This window comes from Latilactobacillus sp., from assembly GCF_033176295.1.
Lineage (GTDB): Bacteria > Bacillota > Bacilli > Lactobacillales > Lactobacillaceae > Latilactobacillus > Latilactobacillus sakei.
Map to the genome: position 1 here is coordinate 29,828 of NZ_JAMQEX010000008.1, position 24,511 is coordinate 54,338.

Sequence of the window (24,511 nt, forward strand, 5' to 3'; positions counted from 1 at the left end):
TCAGGATTAATAAAGTGAGGTTAGCAAAATGAGAACGCCAAAGCATGATTTACCAGAAGCAGTTGCTAAACGGATTCCAATTTATTATCGTTACTTTAAACTACTCGAAACAGATGGTATCGAGCGGATTAAATCGGAACAATTGGCAAAATTGGTTGCCATTCCTTCGGCGACGATTCGCCGCGACTTTTCTTATATTGGTGACTTAGGCCGGAGCGGTTACGGTTATGAAGTGAGTCACTTAATTCAAATTTTTTCAGCTGTTTTAAAAGCCGATATTCTAACTAAAATGGCCGTTATCGGGGTTGGTAACTTGGGCCGCGCCCTAATTGAAAACAACTTTAGAAGAAATGACAACTTACAGATTACATGTGCTTTTGATACGAACCCCGCATTAGTCGGTCAGACTTTAAATGGCGTACCAATCTACGCCATTGATCAACTGGCGACCGTTATTCCCGCTGCTGGGATCACAACGGCGATTTCGACCGTGCCTAGTGAAGCCTCGCAACGGTCAGCTGAACAACTAATTGATGCTGGGATCACATCAATTTTGAATTTTGCACCGACGCGTCTGCAAGTGCCACGGCATATCAATGTGCGTTATTTAGATTTAACGGCGGAACTTCAAACTTTATTATTATTTGAGGAATGAATGGCCTAGCCTATTGACCTTTGGCGTCGACTCAGCTAAACTATTAACAACGCGTTGAACAAGAGCGATTAATATTGGACTAGTTTAGAGAGAAGATGCATGGCTGAGACGTCTTCCAATGACCAATTAATCGGTAGCTTGTGAGCTGTTAACCTGAAATTTAGTAGGGCTAACCGGACCATTTCGTTCGTTAACAAATCATGAGTTGGGGACTAGTCTAGTCCTAATTTAGGTGGTACCGCGAAAAAGCATTCGTCCTATTGTGAGGAATGCTTTTTTGTTTGCCATTAAACGCAATATTCAAAAGGAGTGAAGCAGATGACTGATCACAAAGAAATGTCAACCAAATACGATCCTAATCAAGTCGAAGACGGTCGTTATCAAGATTGGTTAAAAGAAGATTTATTTAAACCAAATGCAAATCCAGATGCAAAACCATATTCAATTGTTATTCCACCGCCCAATGTTACAGGTAAGCTACATTTAGGCCATGCTTGGGATACCACTTTACAAGATATGTTAATTCGCCAAAAACGGATGCAAGGTTACGATGTGTTATGGCTACCAGGAATGGATCACGCCGGCATCGCAACGCAAGCCAAAGTTGAAGCAAAATTAGCAGAACAAGGGATTTCACGTTATGACCTTGGCCGCGAAAAATTCATCGATCAAGTTTGGGAATGGAAAGATGAATACGCCGCAACAATTCATGATCAATGGGCTAAGATGGGCTTATCACTTGATTATTCACGTGAACGTTTCACATTAGATGATGGTTTATCAGACGCTGTTCGTAAAGTCTTTGTTAACTTATACAACAAAGGACTAATCTATCGTGGCGAATACATCATCAACTGGGATCCAAAAGCGCGGACTGCTTTATCAGATATCGAAGTGCTTCATCAAGATGATGAAGGGGCCTTCTATCATGTTAGTTATCCGTTGACAGACGGTTCTGGCAGCATTGAAATCGCCACAACGCGTCCCGAAACATTACCTGGGGATACAGCAATTGCCGTTCACCCAGATGATGAACGTTACGCTGATCTTGTTGGCAAGACAGTCACATTGCCATTAATGAATCGTGAAATTCCAATTATCGCCGATCACTATGTTGATAAGGATTTTGGAACAGGGGCGCTTAAGATTACACCAGCGCATGACCCTAACGATTTTGAAGTTGGTAACCGTCATGACTTACCACGGATTAACGTAATGAATGAAGATGCAAGCATGAACGAAAGTGCCGGTAAGTATAACGGTATGGATCGTTTTGAAGCACGTAAAGCAATTGTTGCCGACTTAAAAGAACAAGGTTTCTTAATTAAAGTCGATCCAATGACGCATAGTGTTGGTCATTCAGAACGGACTGGTGTTCAAGTTGAAGCGCGTCTTTCAACCCAATGGTTTGTTAAGATGAAACCACTTGCTGAAATGGCTTTGAAGAATCAAGAAACAGATCAAAAGGTTAACTTTGTGCCAGAACGATTCGAAAATACCTTCACACAATGGATGGAAAACGTTCATGATTGGGTTATTTCACGTCAATTATGGTGGGGTCACCAAATCCCAGCTTGGTACCATAAACAAACTGGTGAAATGTACGTTGGTGAAGAAGCGCCAGAAGATATCGAAAACTGGACACAAGATAGTGATGTCTTAGATACATGGTTCAGTAGTGCATTATGGCCATTTTCAACAATGGGTTGGCCTAACACAGAAGCACCTGATTTCAAACGGTACTTCCCAACAAATACGTTGGTAACTGGTTATGACATCATCTTCTTCTGGGTATCACGAATGATCTTCCAAAGTTTGGAATTCACGGAACAACGCCCATTCGAACACGTCCTTATCCACGGTTTAATTCGTGACGAACAAGGCCGTAAGATGAGTAAATCACTTGGTAACGGGATTGACCCAATGGAAGTCATTGAAAAATACGGTGCTGATGCATTGCGTTGGTTCTTAACAAGTGGTTCAACACCTGGTCAAGATGTGCGTTTTAGTTACACGAAGATGGATGCTGCCTGGAACTTCATTAATAAGATTTGGAACGCGAGTCGTTTCGTTATCATGAATCTTGAAGATACACCGGCACCAACTAAGGTTCCAGAAGCTGCTAACCTCGATTTAACGGATAAATGGATCTTAAGTCAATTAAACCAAACCGTTGCTGACGTGACCCGTTTATACGAAGGCTTTGAATTTGGTGAAGCTGGTCGGACATTGTATAACTTTATCTGGAATGATTTCTGTGATTGGTATATTGAAATGGCTAAAGAAGTGCTTTATGGTGATGATCAAGAAGCGATTGCCAATAAACGCTATAACTTAGCTTACGTATTGGACCAAACATTGCGTCTATTACACCCAGTAATGCCATTTGTAACGGAAGAAATCTGGCAAAGTATGCCACATACCGGCGAATCAATCATGACCGCTAGCTATCCTGAAGTACATGCTGAATTAGATGATCAAGAAGCAACAACTCAAATGAACGCTTTGATCGACTTAATCAGAAGTGTTCGGAATATCCGTTCAGAAGCAAATGCCCCATTAAGTAAGCCAATCGATATCTTAATCAACATCCAAGATACACCGTTGATGGCCATCTTTAAGCAAAATCAAGACTTTATCGAACGTTTCGTTCATCCTAAGTCACTTGAAATTGCAGAAGGCCTAACAGCCCCTGCATTAGCTAAGACAGCCATTATCAGTGGCGCTGAAGTTTACGTGCCATTGGCAGAACTATTGGACTTAGACGAAGAAATTACGCGCCTAGAAGGCGAATTGAAACGTCTAAACGGCGAAATCAAACGCGCACAAGGTAAGTTAGCCAATAAAGGCTTCACTGACCGCGCCCCTGAAAAAGTCGTCCAAGAAGAACGCGATAAACAAGCTGATTATGAACAACAATATCAATCAGTTGAAAAACGGCTTGCAGAACTAAAAGCAGCTCGTTAAAGCACATCTCAAAACGCCACCTTATTTTAAGGTGGCGTTTTTGTATGCCATCAGTTTTTGGCAACCGATTAACGGTCAATCTATGCTAAAATGGAGGGAGCATGTTAAAGGGGATTGAGCAATGTTGGTGACAGATTACGAAACAGCTTTGGCGTATATTCATTCACGACCAAGATTACATAAAGAAGCAAATTTAAACCGAATGACCCAGTTATTAGCGGCACTGGGTAATCCACATCAGGGACAACAGTTTATTCATGTGACAGGCACCAATGGGAAAGGCTCAGTAGTCAATATGGTCAGTAGCTTGCTGGTCGAATTGGGTTTAAAAGTTGGTCGCTACACATCACCATTTATTACTCGTTTCAATGAACGCATTGCGATTGATCAACAACCAATTGCGGATGACGATCTGGTCGCAGTTACGCAACATGTGCAACAGACAATTGAAACAGTTCAACAAGCAGACACCACTTTTGAAGTGACGGAATTCGAACTGATTACTGCAATTATGTTCACCTATTTCAAGCAGCAAGCAGTTGATATTGCGGTCATTGAAGTTGGCATTGGCGGCTTATACGATTCTACTAATGTCCTAACACCATTGATTTCGGTAATTACTTCGGTTGGGCTAGATCATCAAGCCTTGCTGGGCGATACGTTGGCAGCGATTGCCACCCAAAAAGCCGGCATTATCAAAGCGCAACACCCTGTAGTGATTGGCAAATTACCAGCGGAAGCACAAACCGTGATTGTTGAAACAGCCAAACGATTAGCAAGTCCACTAGCAATTAGTGGGGTCGACTTTTCGACAACAGCGGTTAAAACCTTACCAACTTGGGGGCAACAGTTAAACTTTCAGAATCAAACGGTGACACTTAAGCAACTTCAAATACCATTGATGGGCGATTATCAGATTGAAAATGCTGCAGTAGCGTTAGAAACCTTTTGTCAGTATCTAGCGTTGACGCAGCAGCGGCTTGATATTAAGACGCTTAAGCGGGGCTTGGCTCACGTGAGTTGGCCGGGCCGCTTTGAAAAAGTAAATGATGAACCGCTGATCATCTTGGATGGGGCGCATAATCCAGCCGGCGTTGAGCAGTTGGTTAAAACAGCTAAGCATCAATTTAAACATCAAGATATTTACATTTTATTCGGTGCTTTGGGTGATAAATCACTGGCTGGGATGTTACCGGAACTTAATCAGTTAGCAACCCACTTAGTATTAACGACGGTGCCGGACAATCCGCGAGCTGCTACCCAGGCGCAGTACGCGGCAGTTGATAACACGATTCCATTTGAAGCGGATTGGCCCGTGGCGTTAACCACAATGGTCAGTGAATTATCGGCCGATGATGTTTTATTGGTGACCGGTTCGTTGTACCTAATTAGTACCATTCGTAGTTATTTTAAAGGAGTGTCATAGATGCAAACTAGAGGGATTATTTTTGACATGGACGGCTTATTAGTCGATTCAGAAAAAGTTTATTATCAAGCTAACCAATTAGCAGCGCAAAAAATGGGCTTTGAGGTGACGGCAGAAGATCATCAAGCCATTCTGGGGACGACAGATACTTATTTACGCCAATATTTCTTACAGAAATTAGGCTCACCGGAATTAGTGAAGCAGTTTATTGATTTGTCTTATAGAACAGTTGATGAAATTATTCAAGACCAAGGGGTAGCCATTAAACCGGGGTTAGTAGAATTATTGGACTACTGTGACAATCACGGGATTAATCGGGTGATTGCTTCTAGTAATTTTAGAACAATGGTCGAAGATTTCATGCAAAGCACAGGGTTAAAGCCCCGTTTCAACCAGATTGTCTCGGGCGATGAAGTGACACACGGTAAACCTCATCCAGAAATCTTTTTAAAGGCTTTAGATAAACTTGCCATTCCAGCCCCTAGCGCTTTAGTACTCGAAGATTCACCAAATGGGATTTTAGCGGCTAGCAAGGCTGACATTCCAGTGATTATGGTGCCAGATTTGATTGCCCCAACTGCCATTACTAACCAACAAACATTGGCAACGGTTGATAATTTAGCAGCCGTTATTCCGTTTTTAGAAAAATAAAGGACCAGTTAACACGTATAGTTAAATGAATCGAAAAGGCGATTAAAAATGCCTTTTGCAGGAGGCTATGACGATGTTAACGAGTCAATCAAAGTTACAACCCAGAGAGCAAGTCGCACTGTATGGTGCGGCCAGTCTAAGTGATGAACAATTAGCAACCGTAATTTTACGTTCAGGCACCCAACATTTACCCGTTGAAGTCGTTGCACAACGATTATTGCAACGGTACCCCGACTTTCAAGATCTTGAGCAAGCGGACTTAGTACAATTACGTCAAATCGAAGGTATTGGACCGGTTAAAGCGATTGAACTCCAAGCGATTTGTGAGTTAAGTCGGCGCATTCAAAATCAGCGGACATTACGTTTTGGTGTAGTGGCTTCTAGTCAGATGGTAGGCCAACGAATGATTGAATCCTTAGCGGGAGAGACACAAGAACAGCTATTAGCGGTCTATTTAGATGTTAAAAATCAGATTATTCAGATTAAGCAACTCTATCTGGGCACACTTAATAGTTCTGTTGCACATCCGCGGGAAGTCTTCAAATGGGCGGTTCAGTATTCAGCGGCTAAGTTTATCTTGGTCCATAATCACCCGAGCGGTCAATTGGCACCATCAACGCAAGATATTAACTTTACAAAAAGAATTGTTAATTGCGGACAGTTGATGGGGATTACTTGTTTGGATCATTTAATCATTGGTAGCTCACAGTACTTAAGCCTACGTGAAGAAGGGTATCTAGTCGATTAAAGGTGTTTTGAATCTTGTTAAGAATCTATTAATTTTAAGGTAGACTTGAAAATTCTCCTGAAAATCAGGTACCATGAAGCTACATTGCGTTTTTTATTATTAAAAATTATGATATAATGCCAATGACTATAAAAACGTTTGGTTATTGAAGGAGAGAAAAATAGTGTTCGGATTAGGGACTAGAAATATTGGTATCGACTTAGGTACCGCAAACACACTTGTATATATGGACGGGAAAGACATTGTCTTAAGAGAACCCTCTGTTGTCGCCAAAAATACACAAACAGGCGAAGTCATCGCTGTCGGTTCCGAAGCACGCGACATGATCGGCCGGACACCTGGTAATATTGTAGCGATTCGTCCTATGAAAGACGGCGTTATTGCAGATTATGATACAACTGCAGCAATGCTTAAATATTTTATCGAAAAAACAATCGGCCATTCATCAAGCAAGCCATTTGTAATGGTTTGTGTGCCTAGTGGTGTTACAGAAGTTGAAAAACGCGCCGTTATCGATGCCACTAAAGTTGCCGGTGCGCGTGATGCTTATGTAATTGAAGAACCTTTTGCAGCCGCAATTGGTGCAGGACTTCCTGTAATGGATCCAACTGGTAGCATGGTTGTTGATATCGGTGGTGGTACAACAGATGTTGCTACCATTTCATTAGGTGGGATTGTCTCAAGTCGTTCAATTCGAATGGCTGGCGATAAGTTTGACGACGCAATTATTTCTTACATCCGTCAAAACAGTAACCTATTAATTGGTGAACGGACAGCTGAACAAATCAAATTAGCGATTGCTTCAGCTTCACCAGAACGTGCTAAAGAAGTTGAATCAATGAGTGTTCGTGGCCGTGATTTAGTCACTGGTCTACCAAAGACTGTTGATATTAAAGCAAGTGATATTGCCGAAGCAATTAAGGAAATTGTGACAGCAATTATCGATGCTATCAAAGAAACGCTTGAAGAAACATCTCCTGAAATTGCAGCCGATGTGATTGATCACGGGATTGTTTTAACTGGTGGTGGTGCTTTATTGAAACATTTACCAGAAGTTATCTCTGATGCTACTAAAGTACCTGTCTTCATTGCCCAAGATCCATTGGACTGTGTTGCAGTCGGTACTGGTGAATCATTGAAGAATATCGAAGTCATGAAAAAAAATTAAGATTAGCGTAAAATAGTGGGACAAAGAGCGGTTAGCGTTTAAGTAGGCCTAAATTAGTGATTGATTCAGGTTTTTTTGAATCAATCGCACAAGGCCCTTAATAACCGGTTTTTGTCCCATATTTACGATATTAAAGATGGATGGTGGCGAATAAACCATGCAAAAATTCTTTTCAAATAAAAAGTTAATCATTTTATTGGTGACATTAATCGTCTGCATGGGCTTTATCGCAATGTCAGTTGGCTTGCGTAATAGTAAGAAGAGTCCAAGTTTTATCCGTCAATTCGGAAACGATGTGACAGGCATTACAAACCAAGTTGTTAGTGTGCCTGCTAATGGGATTGGTAAAGGTGTCGATGCACTGACAGACTTAATTAATACTTATCAAGAAAATAAAGCCTTAAAAGCGCAATTAGATGATTTAGCACAAACTAAGGTCCAAGCACAAACTTTAAAAGAAGAAAACAAGAACTTGAAAAAAGAATTAAACTTAGCAGGGACTTTAACAGACTATACGACGCTCAATGCTTCCGTGTTGTCACGAAATCCGGATAATTGGCAGAATTCACTGGTGATCAATAAGGGTGCTCTAGCAGGCCTTAAGAAGAATATGCCAGTGATGTCTGAATCAGGCATTATCGGGCGGATTTCAGAAGTTAATAAGACCAATGCTAAGGTGGAACTCGTTTCAAGCACTGGTCGTAACAGTAATGGTTTTGCCGCGGTGGTTAATACCAAAGATGGTAAACAAGTTAACGGTATTATGACGGGCTATAATTCAGATAAGAAACAATTGAAATTAGGTCAAATTAAAACCGATACAGCGATTGCTAAAGGCGATAAAGTTGTTACTTCTGGCTTGGGTGGTTTAACACCTAAGGGGCTTTATTTAGGTAAAGTAGCTTCAGTTAAAAAGGACGACTATGGTTTGGCATTAACTGTGTATGTTACGCCAGCCGCTGATCTGAATAACTTAACAGTTGTGACGGTTATCAAACGTTCGATTGAAGGTGAGTAATATGGGGACATTTCGCTTGAAACATCGCTATTTAATCCCAATTTACTTACTAGTCGCTTTTTACCTGGATGGTGCGATTAGTTCATTAGGGGAACAATGGCTATATACGCCAGATCATACCCTAATTAGTCGGTTACCCATGTTAATGTTTATCATGGTTGCGTTTGTTCTACCTGAAGAGACGAATTTATCATGGTATGCAGTGGGGATTGGTCTTTTGTATGATTTATATTATACGGGGATGATTGGCATGTATCTTTTTGTATTGCCACTGATTATTTATATCGTGCGTTACTTAAAACAATACATTCCAGATTCACCATTCTTTATTGGGTTAGTCGACGTTATTTGTTTAACGTTGTTGGAGGCCTCAATTTATATTATGAATCGGCTCGTTAATTTAACGAGTATGACACCAGTTGATTTCATTAGTAACGTTTTAGCACCGACAATTGCATTAAACTTAGTCTTTTTTATCTTTTTGTATTTGCCTTTAAAGAAATTATTGCTAAAATTAAAATCAGAACGATGAGGGGTTTGATTTTTTTATGGATGCAGTCACGTTAAGAGGACGCAAAGAAGGATTCGAATTAAACATTGATGCTGGTGCCGATTTTGATCAAGCATTAGATTCAATTGTCGCATTATTGAGTAAAATTCGCTCAGAACAACCTAATTTGGGTAATGATAAGATTGAACTTGAGTTAACAACTGGGATGCGCTTATTAAGTGAACAACAAAAAAAGGCGCTATATCAAACACTAGAATCATTCCCTGAGTTTGATATTATGAGTATTCAGTCTTCGGTAATGACGATTGAGCAAGCCCAAATTGAACGGCAAGAAAATAGTATTCATGTTGAACCGAATGTTATTCGGAGTGGACAAGAAGTTAACTATGTCGGTGATGTTTTATTTGTTGGTAATTTACACCAAGGGGCTGTCATCAAAGCGACGGGGAGTATTTTCATTCTAGGGTCTGTTGCAGGGATTGTGCATGCTGGTTTTCCAGATAATGCAGATGCAATCGTTGCTGGGAACCTGACGGAAGCTGTCCAACTTAGAATTGCAGATGCGGTTGAAATTATCGATCCAAAGAAAACGCCCTTTAATTCACAAAGTATCAGTTATATTAACGATTTACACGTCATCGATTACGGTGAGATAACGGATTTAAAACAAATTAATCCTAAACTATATCGTAAAATGGAGGAGCAATAAAATGGGAACAGCTTTGGTCATCACATCCGGTAAAGGCGGTGTTGGTAAAACAACTTCGAGCGCTAATATTGGAACGGCGCTTGCGCTTTTGGATAAAAAAGTTTGTTTGCTTGATTTAGATATCGGTTTAAGAAATTTAGACGTCGTCTTGGGATTAAGCAATCGAATCATCTATGATATCGTGGATGTTGCCAAAGGCCGTGCCAAATTACATCAAGCGTTGATTAAAGATAAACGCTTTGATGAAAAACTCTATTTATTACCAGCCGCACAAAACACGGATAAAGAAGCACTCGTACCAGAAGATGTCACAGCGATTGTGACGGCTTTAAAAGAAGAATTTGATTTTGTCATCATTGATTGCCCAGCCGGAATTGAATCAGGCTTTAAGAACGCGATTGCCGGCGCAGATGGTGCGATTGTAGTCGCAACGCCTGAGATTTCATCAGTAAGCGATGCTGATCGTGTTGTTGGTTTGCTTGAAGAAACTGAAATGCAAATCGCACCACGTTTGGTCATCAATCGCATTCGTCGTCATATGATGAACGATGGTGAAACAATGGACGTCGATGAGATTACAAAACATCTTTCAGTATCATTGTTGGGGATTGTTTTTGATGACGACGCCGTTATCAAGACATCCAATGCTGGTGAACCGATTGTCTTAGATCCTAAGAACTCGGCCAGCCAAGGTTATCGCAATATTGCCCGGCGCCTATTAGGTGAAACAGTGCCATTAATGACGTTGAAAGAAAAGAAAATCGGTTTTTGGGGTCGACTCTTTGGTAAAAAATAGTTGACTTTTCAAGTGAGAATCACTAGAATAATGTCAATACTTAAAACGTTGAACGGACCAAATTAGTTTTTAAGGCACAGAGAGCTGAGGTATGGTGTAAATCAGCCCTTCGAAACTAGTGGCACATCCGTGAGTTGATTATCTGAACGAAGTAAGATAATCCGTTAGCCCGTTATCGCTGTAGTTTTAGAAACTACATAAGTTTAAGCAATGTGAGTTGTTTATTAAACTGAGGTGGAACCGCGATAATATTCGTCCTCTTGGAGTAATCCGAGGGGACTTTTTTTATTGGTCTAAAACTAGTAGAGTTGTTTGCTGTGAAGTAAACAAAAAACTGAGGTGGAACCGCGATTGATCGCCCTCTTGACGTGTAAACGTGAAGAGGGCTTTTTTTGTGCAATGTTTAGCTAACACGCTTTGAAGGATATGTTTATATAAGGGAGATTTTATCATGCAATATAGTTTATCGATTTTACCAGCGCTTTTGAGTGGCGCTAAAATGACGTTAGCCATTTTTAGTTTAACCGTGATTGGTGCCATTCCCCTGGGGTTATTATTGAGCCTTGGGTTATTATCTAAATTCAAGCCACTTCATTATTTGCTTAACCTGTATGTTTGGCTAATGCGGGGAACGCCATTGCTATTACAATTGATCTTTGTCTTTTACGGCTTACCGGTGATTGGGATTGTCTTTAATCGTTTCGACGCCGCATTGATTGCATTCATCTTGAATTACGCCGCTTACTTCGCTGAAATCTTCAGAGGCGGCTTTCAAGCGGTTGATGATGGTCAAATCGAAGCAGCATCAGTTTTAGGATTAACCTATCCCCAAACCATTTTAAAAATTATCGTGCCCCAAACGGTTAAAATCGTTTTACCGTCTGTCGGTAATGAAGTCATTAATTTGATCAAGGATTCATCATTAGTTTATGTGATTGGGATTGGCGATTTATTACGGGCAGGAAACGTTGCCAGCGCGCGTGATGTTAATTTAGTGCCATTGCTGTTAGTGGGTGTGATTTATCTCGCATTAACCGCCATTTGTACATGGTTGTTAGGCCGATTAGAACAATATTATCGTTATTACCGTTAGGAGGACTTATCGATGTTTAAATTAGAAAATATTAATCAGTCATTCAAAGGTCGCCAAATTTTGAATGATTTAAATTTAGAAGTTGAAACGGGCAGTATTTTAGCAATCGTGGGTCCTAGTGGCGCCGGTAAATCGACCTTGCTCCGCTTAATCAGTGGGTTGGATCAACCAGACAGTGGCCGGTTCGTGATCGACGGTGAAACCTATGTCCCAAGTGCCGCTGAAAAAGGGGGCCGGATAGGTGTTGTCTTCCAAGATTTCCGCTTATTCCCGCATTTATCAGTGTTAGAAAACGTCACGTTAGCGCCTAAGATGGTGAAGCAATTGGCTAAGGACAAAGCGAATGCATTAGGTCAGCAATTATTACGCCAATTAGGATTAAGTGCACAAGAGGCTGCTTATCCATTTCAATTATCAGGTGGTCAACGACAACGGGTCGCGATTGCGCGCGCGTTGGCGATGCAGCCGGATATTTTGTGCTATGACGAACCAACTAGTGCCTTAGATCCCTCGTTAGTCGCTAGTGTGGCAGAATTGATTTTAAGCCTTAGGGAAGACGGCATGACCCAAATTGTTGTCACTCATGATATTCAATTTGCGAACAAAATTGCCGATCAAGTTTTTGAATTACAACCAAATGAGGCCAACCAATGATGAGATTAAAGAGATTAGCAACAGCTGGTTTATTATTAGGCCTATTAGTCAGTCTAGCGGGGTGCCATAGCCGCCAAAAGACCGATAGTTGGGCAACGATTGAACGCCGGCAAAAAGTAGTGATTGGCATCGATGATAGCTTTGTACCGATGACTTATCGTGAAAAAAACGGGCAACTAACCGGCTTTGACGTCGAGTTAGCCAAGGCGATTTTTAAAGGCAGTGGCATCCAGGTTGATTTTCAATCGATCGATTGGGATATGAAAGAAACTGAATTGAACAATCAAACGATTGATTTAATTTGGAGTGGTTATTCTAAGACCGAAGAACGGGCCAAACGAGTGGCCTTCAGTCAACCCTATCTCACGAATCATCAGATGATTGTTTCGATGAAACAAAACCCAGTGAATCGCTTAGCGGATTTGAAGGGCCAAAATTTAGGCGTTCAAACCGGTTCTTCGGGGATGGCACAACTGGATCGTCGACCAACTGTTTTAAAACAAAAAATTGCCAATCAAACGCCAATCCTATATGATACCTATAACAATGCTTTTATCGATTTACAGGCTAAGCGGATTAAAGGGATCTTAATTGATCAAGTTTATGCTAACTTTGAGATTAAAGCGCGGGCAAATGGGCAAGATTTTCAAGCGATTGAAAGTCCTTTTGCGGCTGAGAAGTTTGCGGTTGGCATGCGCCCAGAAGATCAAAAATTACGACGCTTTATTAATCGCCGGTATCAAGTCCTCAAACAAAATGGACAATTAGCGAAGATTCAAGCCAAGTGGTTTAAAGAATAGGACGCGACAGAGATGACGACGATTATTATCATAATTCTTAGTCTCATATTAGTAATTAATACAATCGGTGCGATCATTACCGTTTTTCGACAATCAAGAGATATTGCGGCGACTTGGGCCTGGCTACTCGTTTTAATTTTATTGCCAGTGATCGGGTTTGGTTTTTATCTCTTTTTTGGTAAGAAATTATCAGCAGAGCACCTTTATGATTTACGGACACAGGCCAAATTAGGCATTGATGAACGCGTGACGCAACAAAAAGCGGAATTACGGCAACGACGGAAGCAAAATCACCATTCTACAACGCCGGAGATTCAAAGCTTAATTAATCTCTTCCTAGTGTCTAATACAGCCGTTTTGACGCAAGAAAATAAGGTATCGGTCTTAACGGACACAACCACTGCCCAAGAGCGACTACTGGCCGATATGAGCCGTGCTCGCGATCACATCCATTTAGAATACTATGCTTTTTTCGATGATCCTTTCGGGCACATCTTAATTAAGACGCTCGCCTATAAGGCATATCAAGGGGTTAAAGTCCGCGTCATTTATGACGGCTTTGGTTCGCAAAAGATTCCACGCTCTTTTTTTAAACCATTAGAAGAAGCGGGTGGGCAAGTAACGCCCTTTTTCAGTTCGCGGTTTCGTTTGATTAATTTTCGGTTGAATTTTAGAAACCACCGCCAATTAGTCGTGATCGATGGTAACACGGCCTATCTTGGGAACTTTAACCAACATAGTGTTGATACGCATTTGCCAGTTCGAGACACGCGCTTACGAATTAGTGGCGACGGTGTTTTATCGTTTCAATCACGTTTTTTTATGGATTGGAACGCGGCAACACAACGCCAGAAGGTTTATTACAGTCAGCATTATTTCCCGACTTCTGTCGAACATGGACAAACTAGCATGCAACTTGTTTCGGGTGGCCCTGATCGCGATTTACCTGAAATTAAGCTTGGTTTTTTAAAGTTAATTGCGGCCGCTAAAAAACGGTTATGGATTCAAACCCCATTTTTTATTCCGGACGATTCCGTTTTGGCAGCATTAATACTTGCCATTAATTCAGGGGTAACGGTTAAAATTATGATTCCTGAAAAAGCGAAACATAGTTTAGTCCAACATGCTAATCTCTACTATGCTAGGCAGATTGTTAAAGCGGGCGGACAGATTTATCTATATAAAGCGAGTGCTTTTAGAGCACGGACGATGATGGTCGATGGTCAGTTATCAGCTGTGGGAACAGCTAATTTAGATATTCGCAGCTTCAAACTTAATTTTGAAACGACCAGCTTTTTATATGATCCTGCATTGACCAATACGTTGGAATTGACCTTTCAAAGGGATTTAAAAGCAAGTGTACCGCTGACTAAACAACAGTTAAATGCACAAACAACAAATCAGCGACTCTCGCAAGATTTAGCGCGACTGTTGGCGCCCATTTTATAAAAGTAGTCACAAAAAGGCCCTCGAAATTTTTCGAGGGCCTTTTTGTGATAGTGATTATTTGAAATAGTTTTGTAAACCAGCGTAAACGGCATCCGCCACTTTTTCTTGATAACTACTACTACTGATGTAATTAAAGTCTTGATCAGAATTGATATAACCCATTTCCAATAGAACAGAAGGGCGTTCGTTATCACGAAGTACTTGATAATTACCGTATTCAACACCACGATTAGTTAGTGGTAATGATTTAATCTGATTATTAAGCGCGTTGGCTAAGCTAGTGTCCTTACTATTTGAGTAATAATAAGTAGTTGTGCCACTCGCTTGGTTAGATTGCGCACTGGAATCAAAATGAATACTGATAAAGGCATCTGCACGTAATTTATTAGAAAGTGCAGGCCGAGGTGCTAAATCAACGAATTTATCAGACGAACGGGTTAAGACAACGTTGGCGCCGGCGGCTTTTAACTTCTTAGCAATCGCATCGACGGTCTTAAGCGTATAAGTCTTTTCGTATTTATTACTATTTGATAGCGCCCCAACATCGTTACCACCATGACCGGCATCTAAAACAATGGTTGCTTCAGAAAGGGAGGTAGCACTTGTTTTAACGACTTCGTTCTTAGCAGAAGGGGTGACGACCCAACTGGCGACATAACCCGTATTGCCGTCCGCGTCTTTAACTTTGTACCAAGTGTCGCTCTTATCGAGATACGTTAGCTTCGTGTTGGCGGAATAGACTTGAGAATAGGTGTAGTTGACACCAGGACCGCTTCGCAACTTAGTATTATCCAGTTGCGTTGTGACGGATTTAATATCAGAAGTGGATTGACTGCTACTATCATCTGTTTTCGTATCCGTTTGAACAGCTGTTGGTGCTTCGTTAGAAATACTAATCAGGTCACTTTGGACCCAGCCCACAGCTGAATTATATTTAACTTGGCTCCAACCGTTTTGTTGGTAGAGAACTGTTAACTTGTCGCCTTTATTGACTTTTCCTAACAGGGGGCTGCTGGCATTGCTGCTTTGGCGGACATTTGCAAAATCATTGGTGACAGTTGCGACCCGGTTAGAGGTTGCGCTGACTTCCGTATTATTGACCAACCAACTGGCAACCCAGCCAATTTTATCGCCACTTAAGCGGACTTGATACCAGTTATTCTTTTGTGAGATAACGTTCATTACTTCGCCTTTGCTTGCCTGGCCCATTGTGTCGTAGGAAAGGCCGGGTCCTTGGCGCACATTAACGACGTTTGCTTTAATGGTAATTTGTTGGTACGTTGCAAGGACGTGTGTCGCGAAGAGACCGACACCAACTAGAATGAATAATATGAGAACGGCAGGATACCGTTTTATCCAGTTCAAAGGTTTTTGCATATCTTCAACACCTTTGTCATTTATTTATAAGAGCTTCACATGGTTCATTATAGCAAAGATAGTGGATATCTAAAGGGGTTGACCCTTAAAAATTAGAAAAAATTCAGGAATTATTGACTTTTTTTTCAAATAACGTTAATCTAATAGCAACGAGAATATGAGATGACCAGTGATAAAGTATGGTAAACGCACCACTTAACAGAGACGATTTCAGAGCTGAAAGAAATTGGCGGTGTCCACCTGACTGCTTTTGAGGTCTGCGTGTCTAACACGCCGTTGGCTAACAACGTTATGCTTAAGCAAAAATTAAGGTGGTACCGTGCATTCAAGCACCCTTGTTCAACGACAGGGGTGTTTTTTTATTGGGTATCTATTGGAGGAATGGAACATGGGTTATCAAAAGCCAAAAGGCACAGCCGATATTTTGCCAGGAGAATCAGATCAATGGCAACTTGTTGAAAAAACAGCGCGCGACGTTTTTGCGCGTTATCAATTTAAGGAAATCAGAACACCATTATTCGAAAGCTACGATGTCTTTTCACGAAGCTCAGGCGATACATCTGATATTGTCAGCAAAGAAATGTATGATTTCATGGATAAAGGGGATCGGCACATTGCGTTGCGTCCAGAAGGCACAGCCGGTGTTGTCCGCGCCTTTGTTGAAAACAAATTATATGGTCCTGAACATCAAAAACCTTACAAAGTGTATTACATGGGGCCTATGTTCCGTTATGAACGGCCACAATCAGGTCGGCAACGTCAATTCCACCAAATCGGCGTGGAATCATTTGGTTCTGAAAGCCCAGCAGTTGATGTTGAAGTCATCAGCATGGCAATGCGTCTATTACGTGAATTTAAAATCACTGATTTGAAGTTAGCGATTAATACACTGGGCGATGCTGCTAGCCGGGCTGCTTATCATGAAGCCTTAGTTAACTACTTAGAACCACATTTTGATGAACTGAGTGATGACTCTAAAGTTCGTCTACACAAGAATCCATTGCGGGTTCTTGATAGTAAAGATGCGAAAGATCAAGAAATTGTCAAAGATGCACCAGTCATTCTTGATTATTTAACGGATGAAGCTAAAGTGCATTTCAATACAGTGAAGACTTTATTAGAATCATTAAATATTCCATACGAAGTTGATACTGAAATGGTTCGTGGTTTGGATTATTATAACCACACCATCTTTGAAATCATGACGAACAATAAAGTCTTGGGTCGCGGCTATACAACGGTCTTAGCCGGTGGTCGTTACAATGGCTTAGTTGAACAATTAGGTGGTCCTGACATGCCAGGGGTTGGTTTTGGCCTGGGTGTTGAGCGCTTATTATTATTGATGAACGCTCAAAATAGTGACTTAGTAGCGGCGCCTGTGTTAGATGCCTACGTGGTTGGCATCGGTGCTGAAACGAGTGCAACAACGCTCCACTTGGTTGAAAGCTTGCGGGAAGCTGGGTTGACAGCTGATCGTGATTATTTAGATCGGAAACCAAAAGCCCAATTTAAGACAGCCAATAAGTTAAACGCCCAATTTGTGGTGACAATTGGTGAATCAGAATTAGCTGATAAGACGGCCCACGTGAAGGATATGACCAGTGGTGTTGAAATCACAGTGCCATTGACGATGCTAGAAGCCGATTTTGCAGCAGTTAAAAATGAACTAAAAGCACAAGAGGAGAATGCATAATGAAAACAAGAACAACTTACAGTGGTTTAGTTGATGAAACATTTGTTGGTCAAACAGTCACATTACATGGCTGGGTTCAAAAACGCCGGAGTTTAGGTAATTTAATCTTCGTTGATTTACGTGATCGTGAAGGTTTAGTTCAATTAGTCTTTAACCAAGACAATGCTGATATCTTAACGCTTGCTAACACTTTACGTAACGAATACGTTATTGAAGTGACTGGGACGGTGCAAGCCCGTGATGAAGCTGCTATTAACCCAGATATGAAGACTGGTAAAGTAGAAGTCACCGTGAGTGAATTAACGATTTTAAACGAAGCTAAAAACTTACCTTTTGAAATTAAAGATGGCATCACAACTTCTGAAGAAACAAAATTAAAGTATCGCTACCTTGATTTACGTCGGCCAGAAATGCAAAAAGCAATTATTCGCCGTTCACAAATTACACAAGCAGCACACAGATATTTAGACAATAATGGTTTCTTAAACATCGAAACACCTGATTTAACACGTTCAACACCAGAAGGTGCTCGTGATTACTTAGTGCCATCTCGTGTTTATCCTGGTAGTTTCTATGCCTTGCCACAATCACCACAAGTCTTCAAACAACTTTTGATGGATGCTGGTTTTGATCGTTACTACCAAATGGCCCGTTGTTTCCGTGATGAAGATTTACGTGGCGATCGTCAACCAGAATTTACACAAATCGATGTTGAAACATCATTTATGAGTGCCGAAGAAATTCAAGAACAAGCAGAAGGTATTATCAAACAAGTGATGCAAGATGTCATGCATATTGATGTCCCAACACCATTCAAACGAATGAAATGGCAAGAAGCAATGGACCGTTACGGTTCAGATAAACCTGATATCCGTTTTGATCTTGAAATCCAAGACTTAACTGAAATGATGAAAACAAGCTCATTTAAGGTCTTCAGTGACACTGCCAATAGTGGCAATCTGGTTCGTGCAATTGTGGTCCCAGAAGGTGCTGCTAAGTACTCACGGAAGATGTTGGACGAGCAAACAGAATATATCAAACGTTACGGTGCTAAAGGGATGGCCTGGGTCAAAGTTGTTGATGGCGAATTAACAGGACCAGCTGCCAAATTCTTAAAAGAACAAGAAGCTGAATTGCTTAGTGCCCTATCAGCAAATGATGGCGATTTAGTGCTCTTTGTAGCTGATAAGTTCCAAGTAGTCTGCGATAGCTTAGGCTACTTACGGAAACACTTTGCACATGACATGGGCTTAGTGGATGAATCACAATTTGCCTACCTTTGGGTTGTTGATTGGCCATTATTTGAATATGATGAAGGCTTTGGTCGTTGGATTGCAGCACATCATCCATTCACACGTCCAAACGATAGCGATGTTGATTTATTGGAAACAGATCCTCATAAAGCGCATGCGCAATCATATGACATTATCTTAAATGGTTACGAATTAGGTGGCGGTTCACTCCGTATCTACCAACGTGATATCCAAGAAAGAATGTTCAAAGCACTTGGTATCAGTCCAGAAACTTATGAAGAACAATTTGGTCACTTATTAAGTGCCATGGATTATGGTTTCCCACCACATGGTGGCTTTGCCATTGGCCTTGATCGTTTTGCAATGTTACTCGCAGGCCGCGATAACATTCGTGACGTAATTGCCTTCCCTAAAAACTCACATGCTTCAGAACCAATGACGAATGCACCTAGTCGTGTTGCACCAGCACAATTAGATGAACTCGGCTTAGAAGTTGAACCAGAGGTTGAAAAGGATTAATTAAATACTCAATAAAAAGGGCTCTCCAAATGGGGAGTCCTTTTTTGTGAGCATATTAATCGCTAATTGCGGGCATCTGACTATAATAATAACCACGAAGGAGTGATGGATAATGAGCGATGATTTACGACAACAGTTAACACCAGAGCAGTATGCGGTGACACAGGAGAATGCAACTGAGATGCCATTTAGTGGGGAGTACGATGAATTTGATCAACTAGGTATCTACGTTGATGTCGTCAGTCATGAGCCGCTATTTAGTTCCTTAGATAAATATGACGCTGGATGTGGTTGGCCCTCATTTACGCGACCAATTACTAAGTTAAATGAAAAACGAGATCAAACACACGGGATGGAACGTGTTGAAGTTCGTAGTCAAAACGCCGATTCGCATTTAGGTCACGTTTTTACGGACGGTCCGCAAGAACAAGGTGGTTTGCGCTATTGTATTAATTCAGCAGCCTTAAAGTTTATTTCCAAAGACGAATTAAAAGCTGCAGGGTATGGCGAATATCTCGCGTTATTTGAAAAGGAGGGTCAATAATGGCAACTGAAACAGCAATTTTTGCAGGTGGGTGTTTCTGGTGTATGGTCCATCCGTTCGATCAACAACCAGGGATTATTAAAGTGGTCTCTGGCTACACCGGCGGGCACGTCGCTAATCCAACCTACGAACAAGTTTGTTCCCATACAACCGGGCATACAGAAGCGGTTGAGATTACGTTTGATCCCGCAGTGATTTCGTATGCTGAACTAGTCGAAATCTATTGGCGCCAAACAGATCCAACAGATGCGATGGGGCAATTCCAAGACCGAGGCGATAGTTATCGGCCAGTGATTTTTGTTAATTCAGCGCAACAACGGGTAATTGCTGAAGCGTCTAAAGAAAAATTGATTGCTAGCGGTCGATTTAATGAACCAATCGTGACGCAAATCGAAGCAGCTAAACCATTTTATCCTGCTGAAGAGTACCATCAAGATTTCTATAAAAAGGAACCCTGGCGAGCAGAATTAGGAGAAGTCAAGCGAAAAACCTTCATTAAAGAGAAATGGTCGGACTAATTCTAAAATAGCCTTTAGTATTAAGGGTTTGTGTGCTAGAATGAAAGACATTAAAACGAATGATAGGTGATTATTAAGTGGACGATCTAGCGCGAAAGCATCAGAATATGGCCAAAGTTTCGGCGGCTATCTTATATGGGATTTGTGTGTCAATTGCATTGAACTTTTTCTGGGAAGAAGGCGGCGTATACGCCTCGGGCATTACCGGGTTCGCGCAATTTATTCACACCGTGACGGCGAAGTTTATGCCGTTTCTACCGTTTCCATTATCAACTTCCTTGATGTTATTCTTGCTAAACGTACCGCTTTTTGTTTTAGCTTGGTTTAAAATTGGGCATCACTTTACAATTTATACGTTTATTGCTGTTATTTTTTCAAGTTTAATGGTTCAAATTATGCCATTAACCCAATTGACGGACAATCCAATTATCTGTGCGATTTTTGGGGCCGTTATTAACGGTTTCGGGACCGGGATGGCCTTGAAAAATGATATTTCAACCGGTGGGTTAGATATTATCGGAATTGTCCTTCGGAAGAAGACCGGGCGTTCTGTTGGGACCATCAATATTATCTTTAACGTTGCGTTAGTCTTTGCGGCTGGCTTTATCTTTGGCTGGGAACACGCTTTGTATAGTATCTTGAGTATCTTCGTTAATGGTAAGGTCATCGATATGGTCTATACGCGTCAACAAAAGATGCAAGTGATGATCATTACGGACAATCCTAAAGTCGTGATTCAAATGATTCAAGACGAGATGCGTCGCGGGATTACGATTGTGCACGACGTTGAAGGGGCTTATAACCGCGAAGAAAAAACGATGTTATTCACCGTTATCTCACGCTTTGAAATGCATGACCTTGAGATGGTCATGAAAGAAGCCGATGATCACGCTTTTGTCAGCATTACAGAAGCGGTCAAGATTCTGGGGCATTTCTACGAACCGAAAATTAAATAACTATCAACGGAGCCATCAATATTAAATTGACGGCTCTTTTATTTTCTGAACAGGCGTTTATCAGCTAATAACCGCGCTCTTTTTCGCTTGCTTTTTATTCTGGTATCTGTGACAATCGAAGTAATTATGATAGTTGGAGGTCACGCGATGTTATTAGGTAGTCACGTTAGTATGAAGGGTAAAGAAATGCTGTTAGGTTCAGCGCAACAGGCGGCTGAGTTTGGGGCAAACACATTCATGATTTATACCGGGGCACCTCAAAATACCCGGCGTAAACCAATTGAAGAGTTGAATATTCAAGCAGCACAAGAATTAATTGCAGCCAAAAACTTAGGCCCGATTGTAGTGCATGCGCCTTATATTGTTAACTTAGGCAATACAGTGAAACCAGAAAACTTTAAATTCGCAATTGAATTTTTACAACAAGAAGTCATTCGAGCTGAAGCGCTAGGCGCAAGCCAAATCGTTTTACATCCGGGTGCACATGTTGGTGCAGGCGCAGACGCTGGTATTCAACAAATTATTAAAGGGTTAAATGAAGTTTTACGACCAGATCAAACGGCTCAAATTGCCTTGGAAACAATGGCTGGCAAAGGAACAGAAGTTGGCCGTCGTTTTGAAGAAATCGCTCAGATGATTGACGGCGTAACGTTGAATGATAAGTTGTCCGTGACGTTTGATACTTGTCATACCAGTGATGCGGGTTACAATATTCGCGAGGATTTTGACGGCGTTTTAAACGAATTTGATCATATTATCGGTTTGGACCGACTTAAGGTGATCCATTTGAACGACTCTAAGAATCCACAAGGGGCGCATAAAGATCGACACGCCAATATCGGATTTGGCGAAATTGGTTTTGATGCCTTACACGGTGTTGTGACCCATCCACAGCTTGTTGATGTCCCTAAAATTATGGAAACACCATACGTTGGTGAGGATAAGAAACATAATTTTGCACCATATGCATACGAAATTGCGATGCTCAAAAAGGGCGAATTTGACCCAGAATTATTAACGAAGATTGAGCAGAATGAAGGTCGATTATGAGATTGAAACGTTCTCGCTATCTTTGGCTAGCGCTAATGGTTTTACCGGTATTGTTATTGCTGGTCAAACCGGTGCAAGCAGCCGATACGTATGATATTAGTCGCTATCATGTTCAGGTTAACGTCCAAAAAGACGGTAGCGCACTAGTAGAACAAAAAATGAATTTTGATATTCAAGATAATATCAACGGTATTTACCTCAATCAAAATTTACAAACAACCGTTGGTGAGTCTAAAAAGTTGGTGCAGCCACAAGTGGCCGTTAATGGCCGGACTTTCCAAGCGAGTCAATCCGAGACGGCGGGGACGTATTCGCTAACAGATGATGATCAAAAATATCGTTTCAAGCTCTACCAACCAGCGACAGAAGATGATCGGTTAGCGGTCACTTTGAAATATCAGTTACAAAATCTGATTGTTAATTATCAAGATACTGCTGAATTGAACTGGAAAGTGATAGGGGACGCCTGGGACAGCAGTCTGGGCGATGTTCAAGTTACGATTCAATTACCGACAACTCTGAAACAGTCTGAATTAAAGTCGTGGACACATGGCGATTTAGATGGCCAACAGATTGTTGATCCGGCAAAAGGGCGGGTTACCATCAAGATGACAAATAACCCGGCCAATCAATTTGTTGAATCCCATCTTATTTTTCCAACTTCAGTTACCCCAACTAACCCCAATCGGGTGGCTAAAAAGCAACGGGCAACCATTATCGTGCAAGAAGCGAAACGGGCTGAAGAAGCCAATCAAGCACGTCAGGCGCAACAACGGCGGTATTGGGTACTTTCGGTGATTGCAGTGGTCTTAGCGCCAGTCTTATTGTTAGTGGTTTGGTATCGGGTTAAACGGGCATTGCCCCGGATTCATTATCAGGGTCATGCGCCAGAACACGTCTACGACCTACCAGATAATAATGGTCCAGCCGTTATTCGTTATCTATTAGCACTACCAATGACGGAAAAAGCAAAGGAAGAAAGCTTATCGGCTACCATTTTAGATTTGGTAGCCCGTAAAAAACTGACAATCGAGGTCCAAACACCTGAGAAACAAGTTTTTAGAAAAGTAAAACCACAATTTACGTTAACTTTATTAAATCGCAATCGATTATCACGTTCTGAACAAAAATTAGTGACCTGGTTATTCGATATCATTGGAAATGGACAACAGGTTAGCCTTTTTGAAATTGAAAAATATCCTAAACGCCATAGCGAAAAAGTCTTTAATCAACATTATCGCGGTTGGCAAATGGCGGTTGAAGATGAAGCGAACCAAAGTGGTTGGCTACGGGACCGTGTTTTTGCCGTTGCAACTAGTTTAAATTATTGGTTGATAGGACTTGGTACACTAACCGTGATTTTAATGTTAGCAGCGTTAATCGAAGTCGCCGCTTGGTGGACGATTTTACCAATGTTGATAGCCTTTCTCCTAACGGGCTGGCAGAGGCTACGATTGCAATTATGGACGCAACACGGTTATGAAAAACGGGGCGAGTGGTTAGGCTTTAAACAGATGTTGAAAGACATTTCGACGCTTGATATGGTCAATGTGCCGGATGTCATGTTGTGGGATCGTTATCTGAGTTTTGCAACGGCATTCGGAGTAGCCGATAAAGTGGTCAAAGCGTTGAAGATTAAATTGACTCCTGAGCAACTACAAACAATGCCATTAGGTTATTATTATTACTACGGCTATACAGGCGGCCTCAATATTGGCCAATCCTTTACAAGTGCCCTTAGTAGTAGTGTGAATAGTGCGGTGAGTGCGGCTAATCCAACTAGTGTTAGTGGTGGCTCTGGCGGATTCTCCGGGGGTTCATCAGGTGGTTTTGGTGGCGGTTCCGGCGGCGGTACATTCTAGCAAACAAATGATTATGATATTCCCGTTAAACGTGGTATGACTATATGGAATAAATACAAAGTATAAGTGATACCGGTTTAAAATAAGGAAGGCA

22 protein-coding genes and 2 other annotated features are annotated in these 24,511 nt (G+C 41.4%); of the genes, 21 read left to right on the forward strand and 1 reads right to left on the reverse strand.

All coding sequences use genetic code 11. The features are described from left to right. Nucleotides 1-28 precede the first annotated feature (28 nt). From NDN60_RS05375 to cls, 14 genes are all read left to right on the forward strand, one after another. Nucleotides 29-655 carry a redox-sensing transcriptional repressor Rex gene (locus NDN60_RS05375; protein WP_011374551.1) on the forward strand — a complete coding sequence of 209 codons (627 nt, stop codon included), beginning with the start codon at nucleotides 29-31 and terminating at the stop codon, nucleotides 653-655. 45 nt (nucleotides 656-700) lie between these two features. Beyond that, nucleotides 701-918: a binding site (T-box leader), on the forward strand. Nucleotides 919-973: 55 nt separating this feature from the next. Next, nucleotides 974-3,622, forward strand: coding sequence for a valine--tRNA ligase (locus NDN60_RS05380; protein ID WP_011374552.1), 2,649 nt, complete (start codon nucleotides 974-976; stop codon nucleotides 3,620-3,622). A gap of 121 nt (nucleotides 3,623-3,743) precedes the next feature. Further along, on the forward strand, nucleotides 3,744-5,048 hold the full coding sequence (locus tag NDN60_RS05385) for a bifunctional folylpolyglutamate synthase/dihydrofolate synthase (protein ID WP_082268166.1): 1,305 nt from the start codon (nucleotides 3,744-3,746) through the stop codon (nucleotides 5,046-5,048). Next, nucleotides 5,049-5,699: an HAD family hydrolase gene (locus NDN60_RS05390; protein ID WP_016265026.1), complete on the forward strand. Its 651-nt coding sequence runs from the start codon at nucleotides 5,049-5,051 to the stop codon at nucleotides 5,697-5,699. Between the two features lie 73 nt (nucleotides 5,700-5,772). Continuing rightward, nucleotides 5,773-6,447 (forward strand): RadC family protein, encoded by a 675-nt coding sequence (radC, locus tag NDN60_RS05395; RefSeq protein ID WP_011374555.1) that lies wholly within the window; start codon nucleotides 5,773-5,775, stop codon nucleotides 6,445-6,447. A gap of 163 nt (nucleotides 6,448-6,610) precedes the next feature. Continuing rightward, complete coding sequence (locus tag NDN60_RS05400) at nucleotides 6,611-7,615, forward strand: rod shape-determining protein (RefSeq protein WP_011374556.1); 1,005 nt, start codon at nucleotides 6,611-6,613, stop codon at nucleotides 7,613-7,615. 157 nt (nucleotides 7,616-7,772) lie between these two features. Continuing rightward, complete coding sequence (mreC, locus tag NDN60_RS05405; protein ID WP_011374557.1) at nucleotides 7,773-8,633, forward strand: rod shape-determining protein MreC; 861 nt, start codon at nucleotides 7,773-7,775, stop codon at nucleotides 8,631-8,633. 1 nt (nucleotide 8,634) lies between these two features. Next, nucleotides 8,635-9,165, forward strand: coding sequence for a rod shape-determining protein MreD (gene mreD, locus NDN60_RS05410; protein ID WP_041820821.1), 531 nt, complete (start codon nucleotides 8,635-8,637; stop codon nucleotides 9,163-9,165). 16 nt (nucleotides 9,166-9,181) lie between these two features. Beyond that, a complete protein-coding gene (locus tag NDN60_RS05415) occupies nucleotides 9,182-9,853 on the forward strand; it encodes a septum site-determining protein MinC (protein WP_056948505.1) in 672 nt (223 codons plus the stop codon). A 1-nt stretch (nucleotide 9,854) separates the two neighbouring features. Beyond that, nucleotides 9,855-10,649, forward strand: a complete 795-nt coding sequence (gene minD / locus NDN60_RS05420) for a septum site-determining protein MinD (RefSeq protein ID WP_016265029.1) — start codon at nucleotides 9,855-9,857, stop codon at nucleotides 10,647-10,649. A 39-nt stretch (nucleotides 10,650-10,688) separates the two neighbouring features. Next, nucleotides 10,689-10,912 (forward strand) — a binding site (T-box leader). A 188-nt stretch (nucleotides 10,913-11,100) separates the two neighbouring features. Continuing rightward, a complete protein-coding gene (locus tag NDN60_RS05425) occupies nucleotides 11,101-11,742 on the forward strand; it encodes an amino acid ABC transporter permease (RefSeq protein WP_011374561.1) in 642 nt (213 codons plus the stop codon). A 12-nt stretch (nucleotides 11,743-11,754) separates the two neighbouring features. Next, complete coding sequence (locus NDN60_RS05430; protein WP_016265030.1) at nucleotides 11,755-12,396, forward strand: amino acid ABC transporter ATP-binding protein; 642 nt, start codon at nucleotides 11,755-11,757, stop codon at nucleotides 12,394-12,396. Further along, nucleotides 12,393-13,196 (forward strand): amino acid ABC transporter substrate-binding protein, encoded by an 804-nt coding sequence (locus tag NDN60_RS05435; protein ID WP_011374563.1) that lies wholly within the window; start codon nucleotides 12,393-12,395, stop codon nucleotides 13,194-13,196. Before NDN60_RS05430 ends, NDN60_RS05435 begins: the two co-directional genes overlap by 4 nt. A gap of 12 nt (nucleotides 13,197-13,208) precedes the next feature. Next, on the forward strand, nucleotides 13,209-14,645 hold the full coding sequence (gene cls, locus NDN60_RS05440) for a cardiolipin synthase (protein ID WP_025015815.1): 1,437 nt from the start codon (nucleotides 13,209-13,211) through the stop codon (nucleotides 14,643-14,645). A 54-nt stretch (nucleotides 14,646-14,699) separates the two neighbouring features. Here cls and NDN60_RS05445 read toward each other — a convergent pair whose 3' ends face one another. Next, nucleotides 14,700-16,022, reverse strand: coding sequence for an N-acetylmuramoyl-L-alanine amidase (locus NDN60_RS05445; protein WP_016265033.1), 1,323 nt, complete (start codon nucleotides 16,020-16,022; stop codon nucleotides 14,700-14,702). A 388-nt stretch (nucleotides 16,023-16,410) separates the two neighbouring features. Here NDN60_RS05445 and hisS point away from each other — a divergent pair, with 388 nt between their 5' ends. The 7 genes from hisS (at nucleotide 16,411) to NDN60_RS05480 (ending at nucleotide 24,417) form a co-directional block, all read left to right on the forward strand. Next, complete coding sequence (gene hisS, locus NDN60_RS05450) at nucleotides 16,411-17,715, forward strand: histidine--tRNA ligase (protein ID WP_025015814.1); 1,305 nt, start codon at nucleotides 16,411-16,413, stop codon at nucleotides 17,713-17,715. Beyond that, entirely contained in the window at nucleotides 17,715-19,487 is a 1,773-nt protein-coding gene (aspS, locus tag NDN60_RS05455) for an aspartate--tRNA ligase (protein ID WP_056948509.1), read from the forward strand. The genes hisS and aspS overlap by 1 nt, the downstream gene beginning before the upstream one ends. A gap of 112 nt (nucleotides 19,488-19,599) precedes the next feature. Next, on the forward strand, nucleotides 19,600-20,031 hold the full coding sequence (msrB, locus tag NDN60_RS05460) for a peptide-methionine (R)-S-oxide reductase MsrB (protein ID WP_056948511.1): 432 nt from the start codon (nucleotides 19,600-19,602) through the stop codon (nucleotides 20,029-20,031). Continuing rightward, nucleotides 20,031-20,549, forward strand: a complete 519-nt coding sequence (gene msrA / locus NDN60_RS05465; protein ID WP_099947651.1) for a peptide-methionine (S)-S-oxide reductase MsrA — start codon at nucleotides 20,031-20,033, stop codon at nucleotides 20,547-20,549. Before msrB ends, msrA begins: the two co-directional genes overlap by 1 nt. 107 nt (nucleotides 20,550-20,656) lie before the next feature. Then, a complete protein-coding gene (locus NDN60_RS05470; RefSeq protein WP_016265038.1) occupies nucleotides 20,657-21,505 on the forward strand; it encodes a YitT family protein in 849 nt (282 codons plus the stop codon). A gap of 147 nt (nucleotides 21,506-21,652) precedes the next feature. Then, entirely contained in the window at nucleotides 21,653-22,555 is a 903-nt protein-coding gene (locus tag NDN60_RS05475; protein WP_035146949.1) for a deoxyribonuclease IV, read from the forward strand. Then, a complete protein-coding gene (locus NDN60_RS05480; protein WP_056948515.1) occupies nucleotides 22,552-24,417 on the forward strand; it encodes a DUF2207 domain-containing protein in 1,866 nt (621 codons plus the stop codon). The genes NDN60_RS05475 and NDN60_RS05480 overlap by 4 nt, the downstream gene beginning before the upstream one ends. The last annotated feature ends 94 nt before the right edge of the window (nucleotides 24,418-24,511 follow it).

What these genes read in the sequence shown, in the direction of transcription:
- NDN60_RS05375 (WP_011374551.1), top strand. Translation starts at nt 29, where the DNA reads ATGAGAACGCCAAAGCATGATTTACCAGAAGCAGTTGCTAAACGGATT.
- NDN60_RS05380 (WP_011374552.1), top strand. Translation starts at nt 974, where the DNA reads ATGACTGATCACAAAGAAATGTCAACCAAATACGATCCTAATCAAGTC.
- NDN60_RS05385 (WP_082268166.1), top strand. Translation starts at nt 3,744, where the DNA reads ATGTTGGTGACAGATTACGAAACAGCTTTGGCGTATATTCATTCACGA.
- NDN60_RS05390 (WP_016265026.1), top strand. Translation starts at nt 5,049, where the DNA reads ATGCAAACTAGAGGGATTATTTTTGACATGGACGGCTTATTAGTCGAT.
- radC (WP_011374555.1), top strand. Translation starts at nt 5,773, where the DNA reads ATGTTAACGAGTCAATCAAAGTTACAACCCAGAGAGCAAGTCGCACTG.
- mreC (WP_011374557.1), top strand. Translation starts at nt 7,773, where the DNA reads ATGCAAAAATTCTTTTCAAATAAAAAGTTAATCATTTTATTGGTGACA.
- mreD (WP_041820821.1), top strand. Translation starts at nt 8,635, where the DNA reads ATGGGGACATTTCGCTTGAAACATCGCTATTTAATCCCAATTTACTTA.
- NDN60_RS05415 (WP_056948505.1), top strand. Translation starts at nt 9,182, where the DNA reads ATGGATGCAGTCACGTTAAGAGGACGCAAAGAAGGATTCGAATTAAAC.
- minD (WP_016265029.1), top strand. Translation starts at nt 9,855, where the DNA reads ATGGGAACAGCTTTGGTCATCACATCCGGTAAAGGCGGTGTTGGTAAA.
- NDN60_RS05425 (WP_011374561.1), top strand. Translation starts at nt 11,101, where the DNA reads ATGCAATATAGTTTATCGATTTTACCAGCGCTTTTGAGTGGCGCTAAA.
- NDN60_RS05430 (WP_016265030.1), top strand. Translation starts at nt 11,755, where the DNA reads ATGTTTAAATTAGAAAATATTAATCAGTCATTCAAAGGTCGCCAAATT.
- NDN60_RS05435 (WP_011374563.1), top strand. Translation starts at nt 12,393, where the DNA reads ATGATGAGATTAAAGAGATTAGCAACAGCTGGTTTATTATTAGGCCTA.
- cls (WP_025015815.1), top strand. Translation starts at nt 13,209, where the DNA reads ATGACGACGATTATTATCATAATTCTTAGTCTCATATTAGTAATTAAT.
- NDN60_RS05445 (WP_016265033.1), bottom strand. Translation starts at nt 16,022, where the DNA reads ATGCAAAAACCTTTGAACTGGATAAAACGGTATCCTGCCGTTCTCATA.
- hisS (WP_025015814.1), top strand. Translation starts at nt 16,411, where the DNA reads ATGGGTTATCAAAAGCCAAAAGGCACAGCCGATATTTTGCCAGGAGAA.
- aspS (WP_056948509.1), top strand. Translation starts at nt 17,715, where the DNA reads ATGAAAACAAGAACAACTTACAGTGGTTTAGTTGATGAAACATTTGTT.
- msrB (WP_056948511.1), top strand. Translation starts at nt 19,600, where the DNA reads ATGAGCGATGATTTACGACAACAGTTAACACCAGAGCAGTATGCGGTG.
- msrA (WP_099947651.1), top strand. Translation starts at nt 20,031, where the DNA reads ATGGCAACTGAAACAGCAATTTTTGCAGGTGGGTGTTTCTGGTGTATG.
- NDN60_RS05470 (WP_016265038.1), top strand. Translation starts at nt 20,657, where the DNA reads ATGGCCAAAGTTTCGGCGGCTATCTTATATGGGATTTGTGTGTCAATT.
- NDN60_RS05475 (WP_035146949.1), top strand. Translation starts at nt 21,653, where the DNA reads ATGTTATTAGGTAGTCACGTTAGTATGAAGGGTAAAGAAATGCTGTTA.
- NDN60_RS05480 (WP_056948515.1), top strand. Translation starts at nt 22,552, where the DNA reads ATGAGATTGAAACGTTCTCGCTATCTTTGGCTAGCGCTAATGGTTTTA.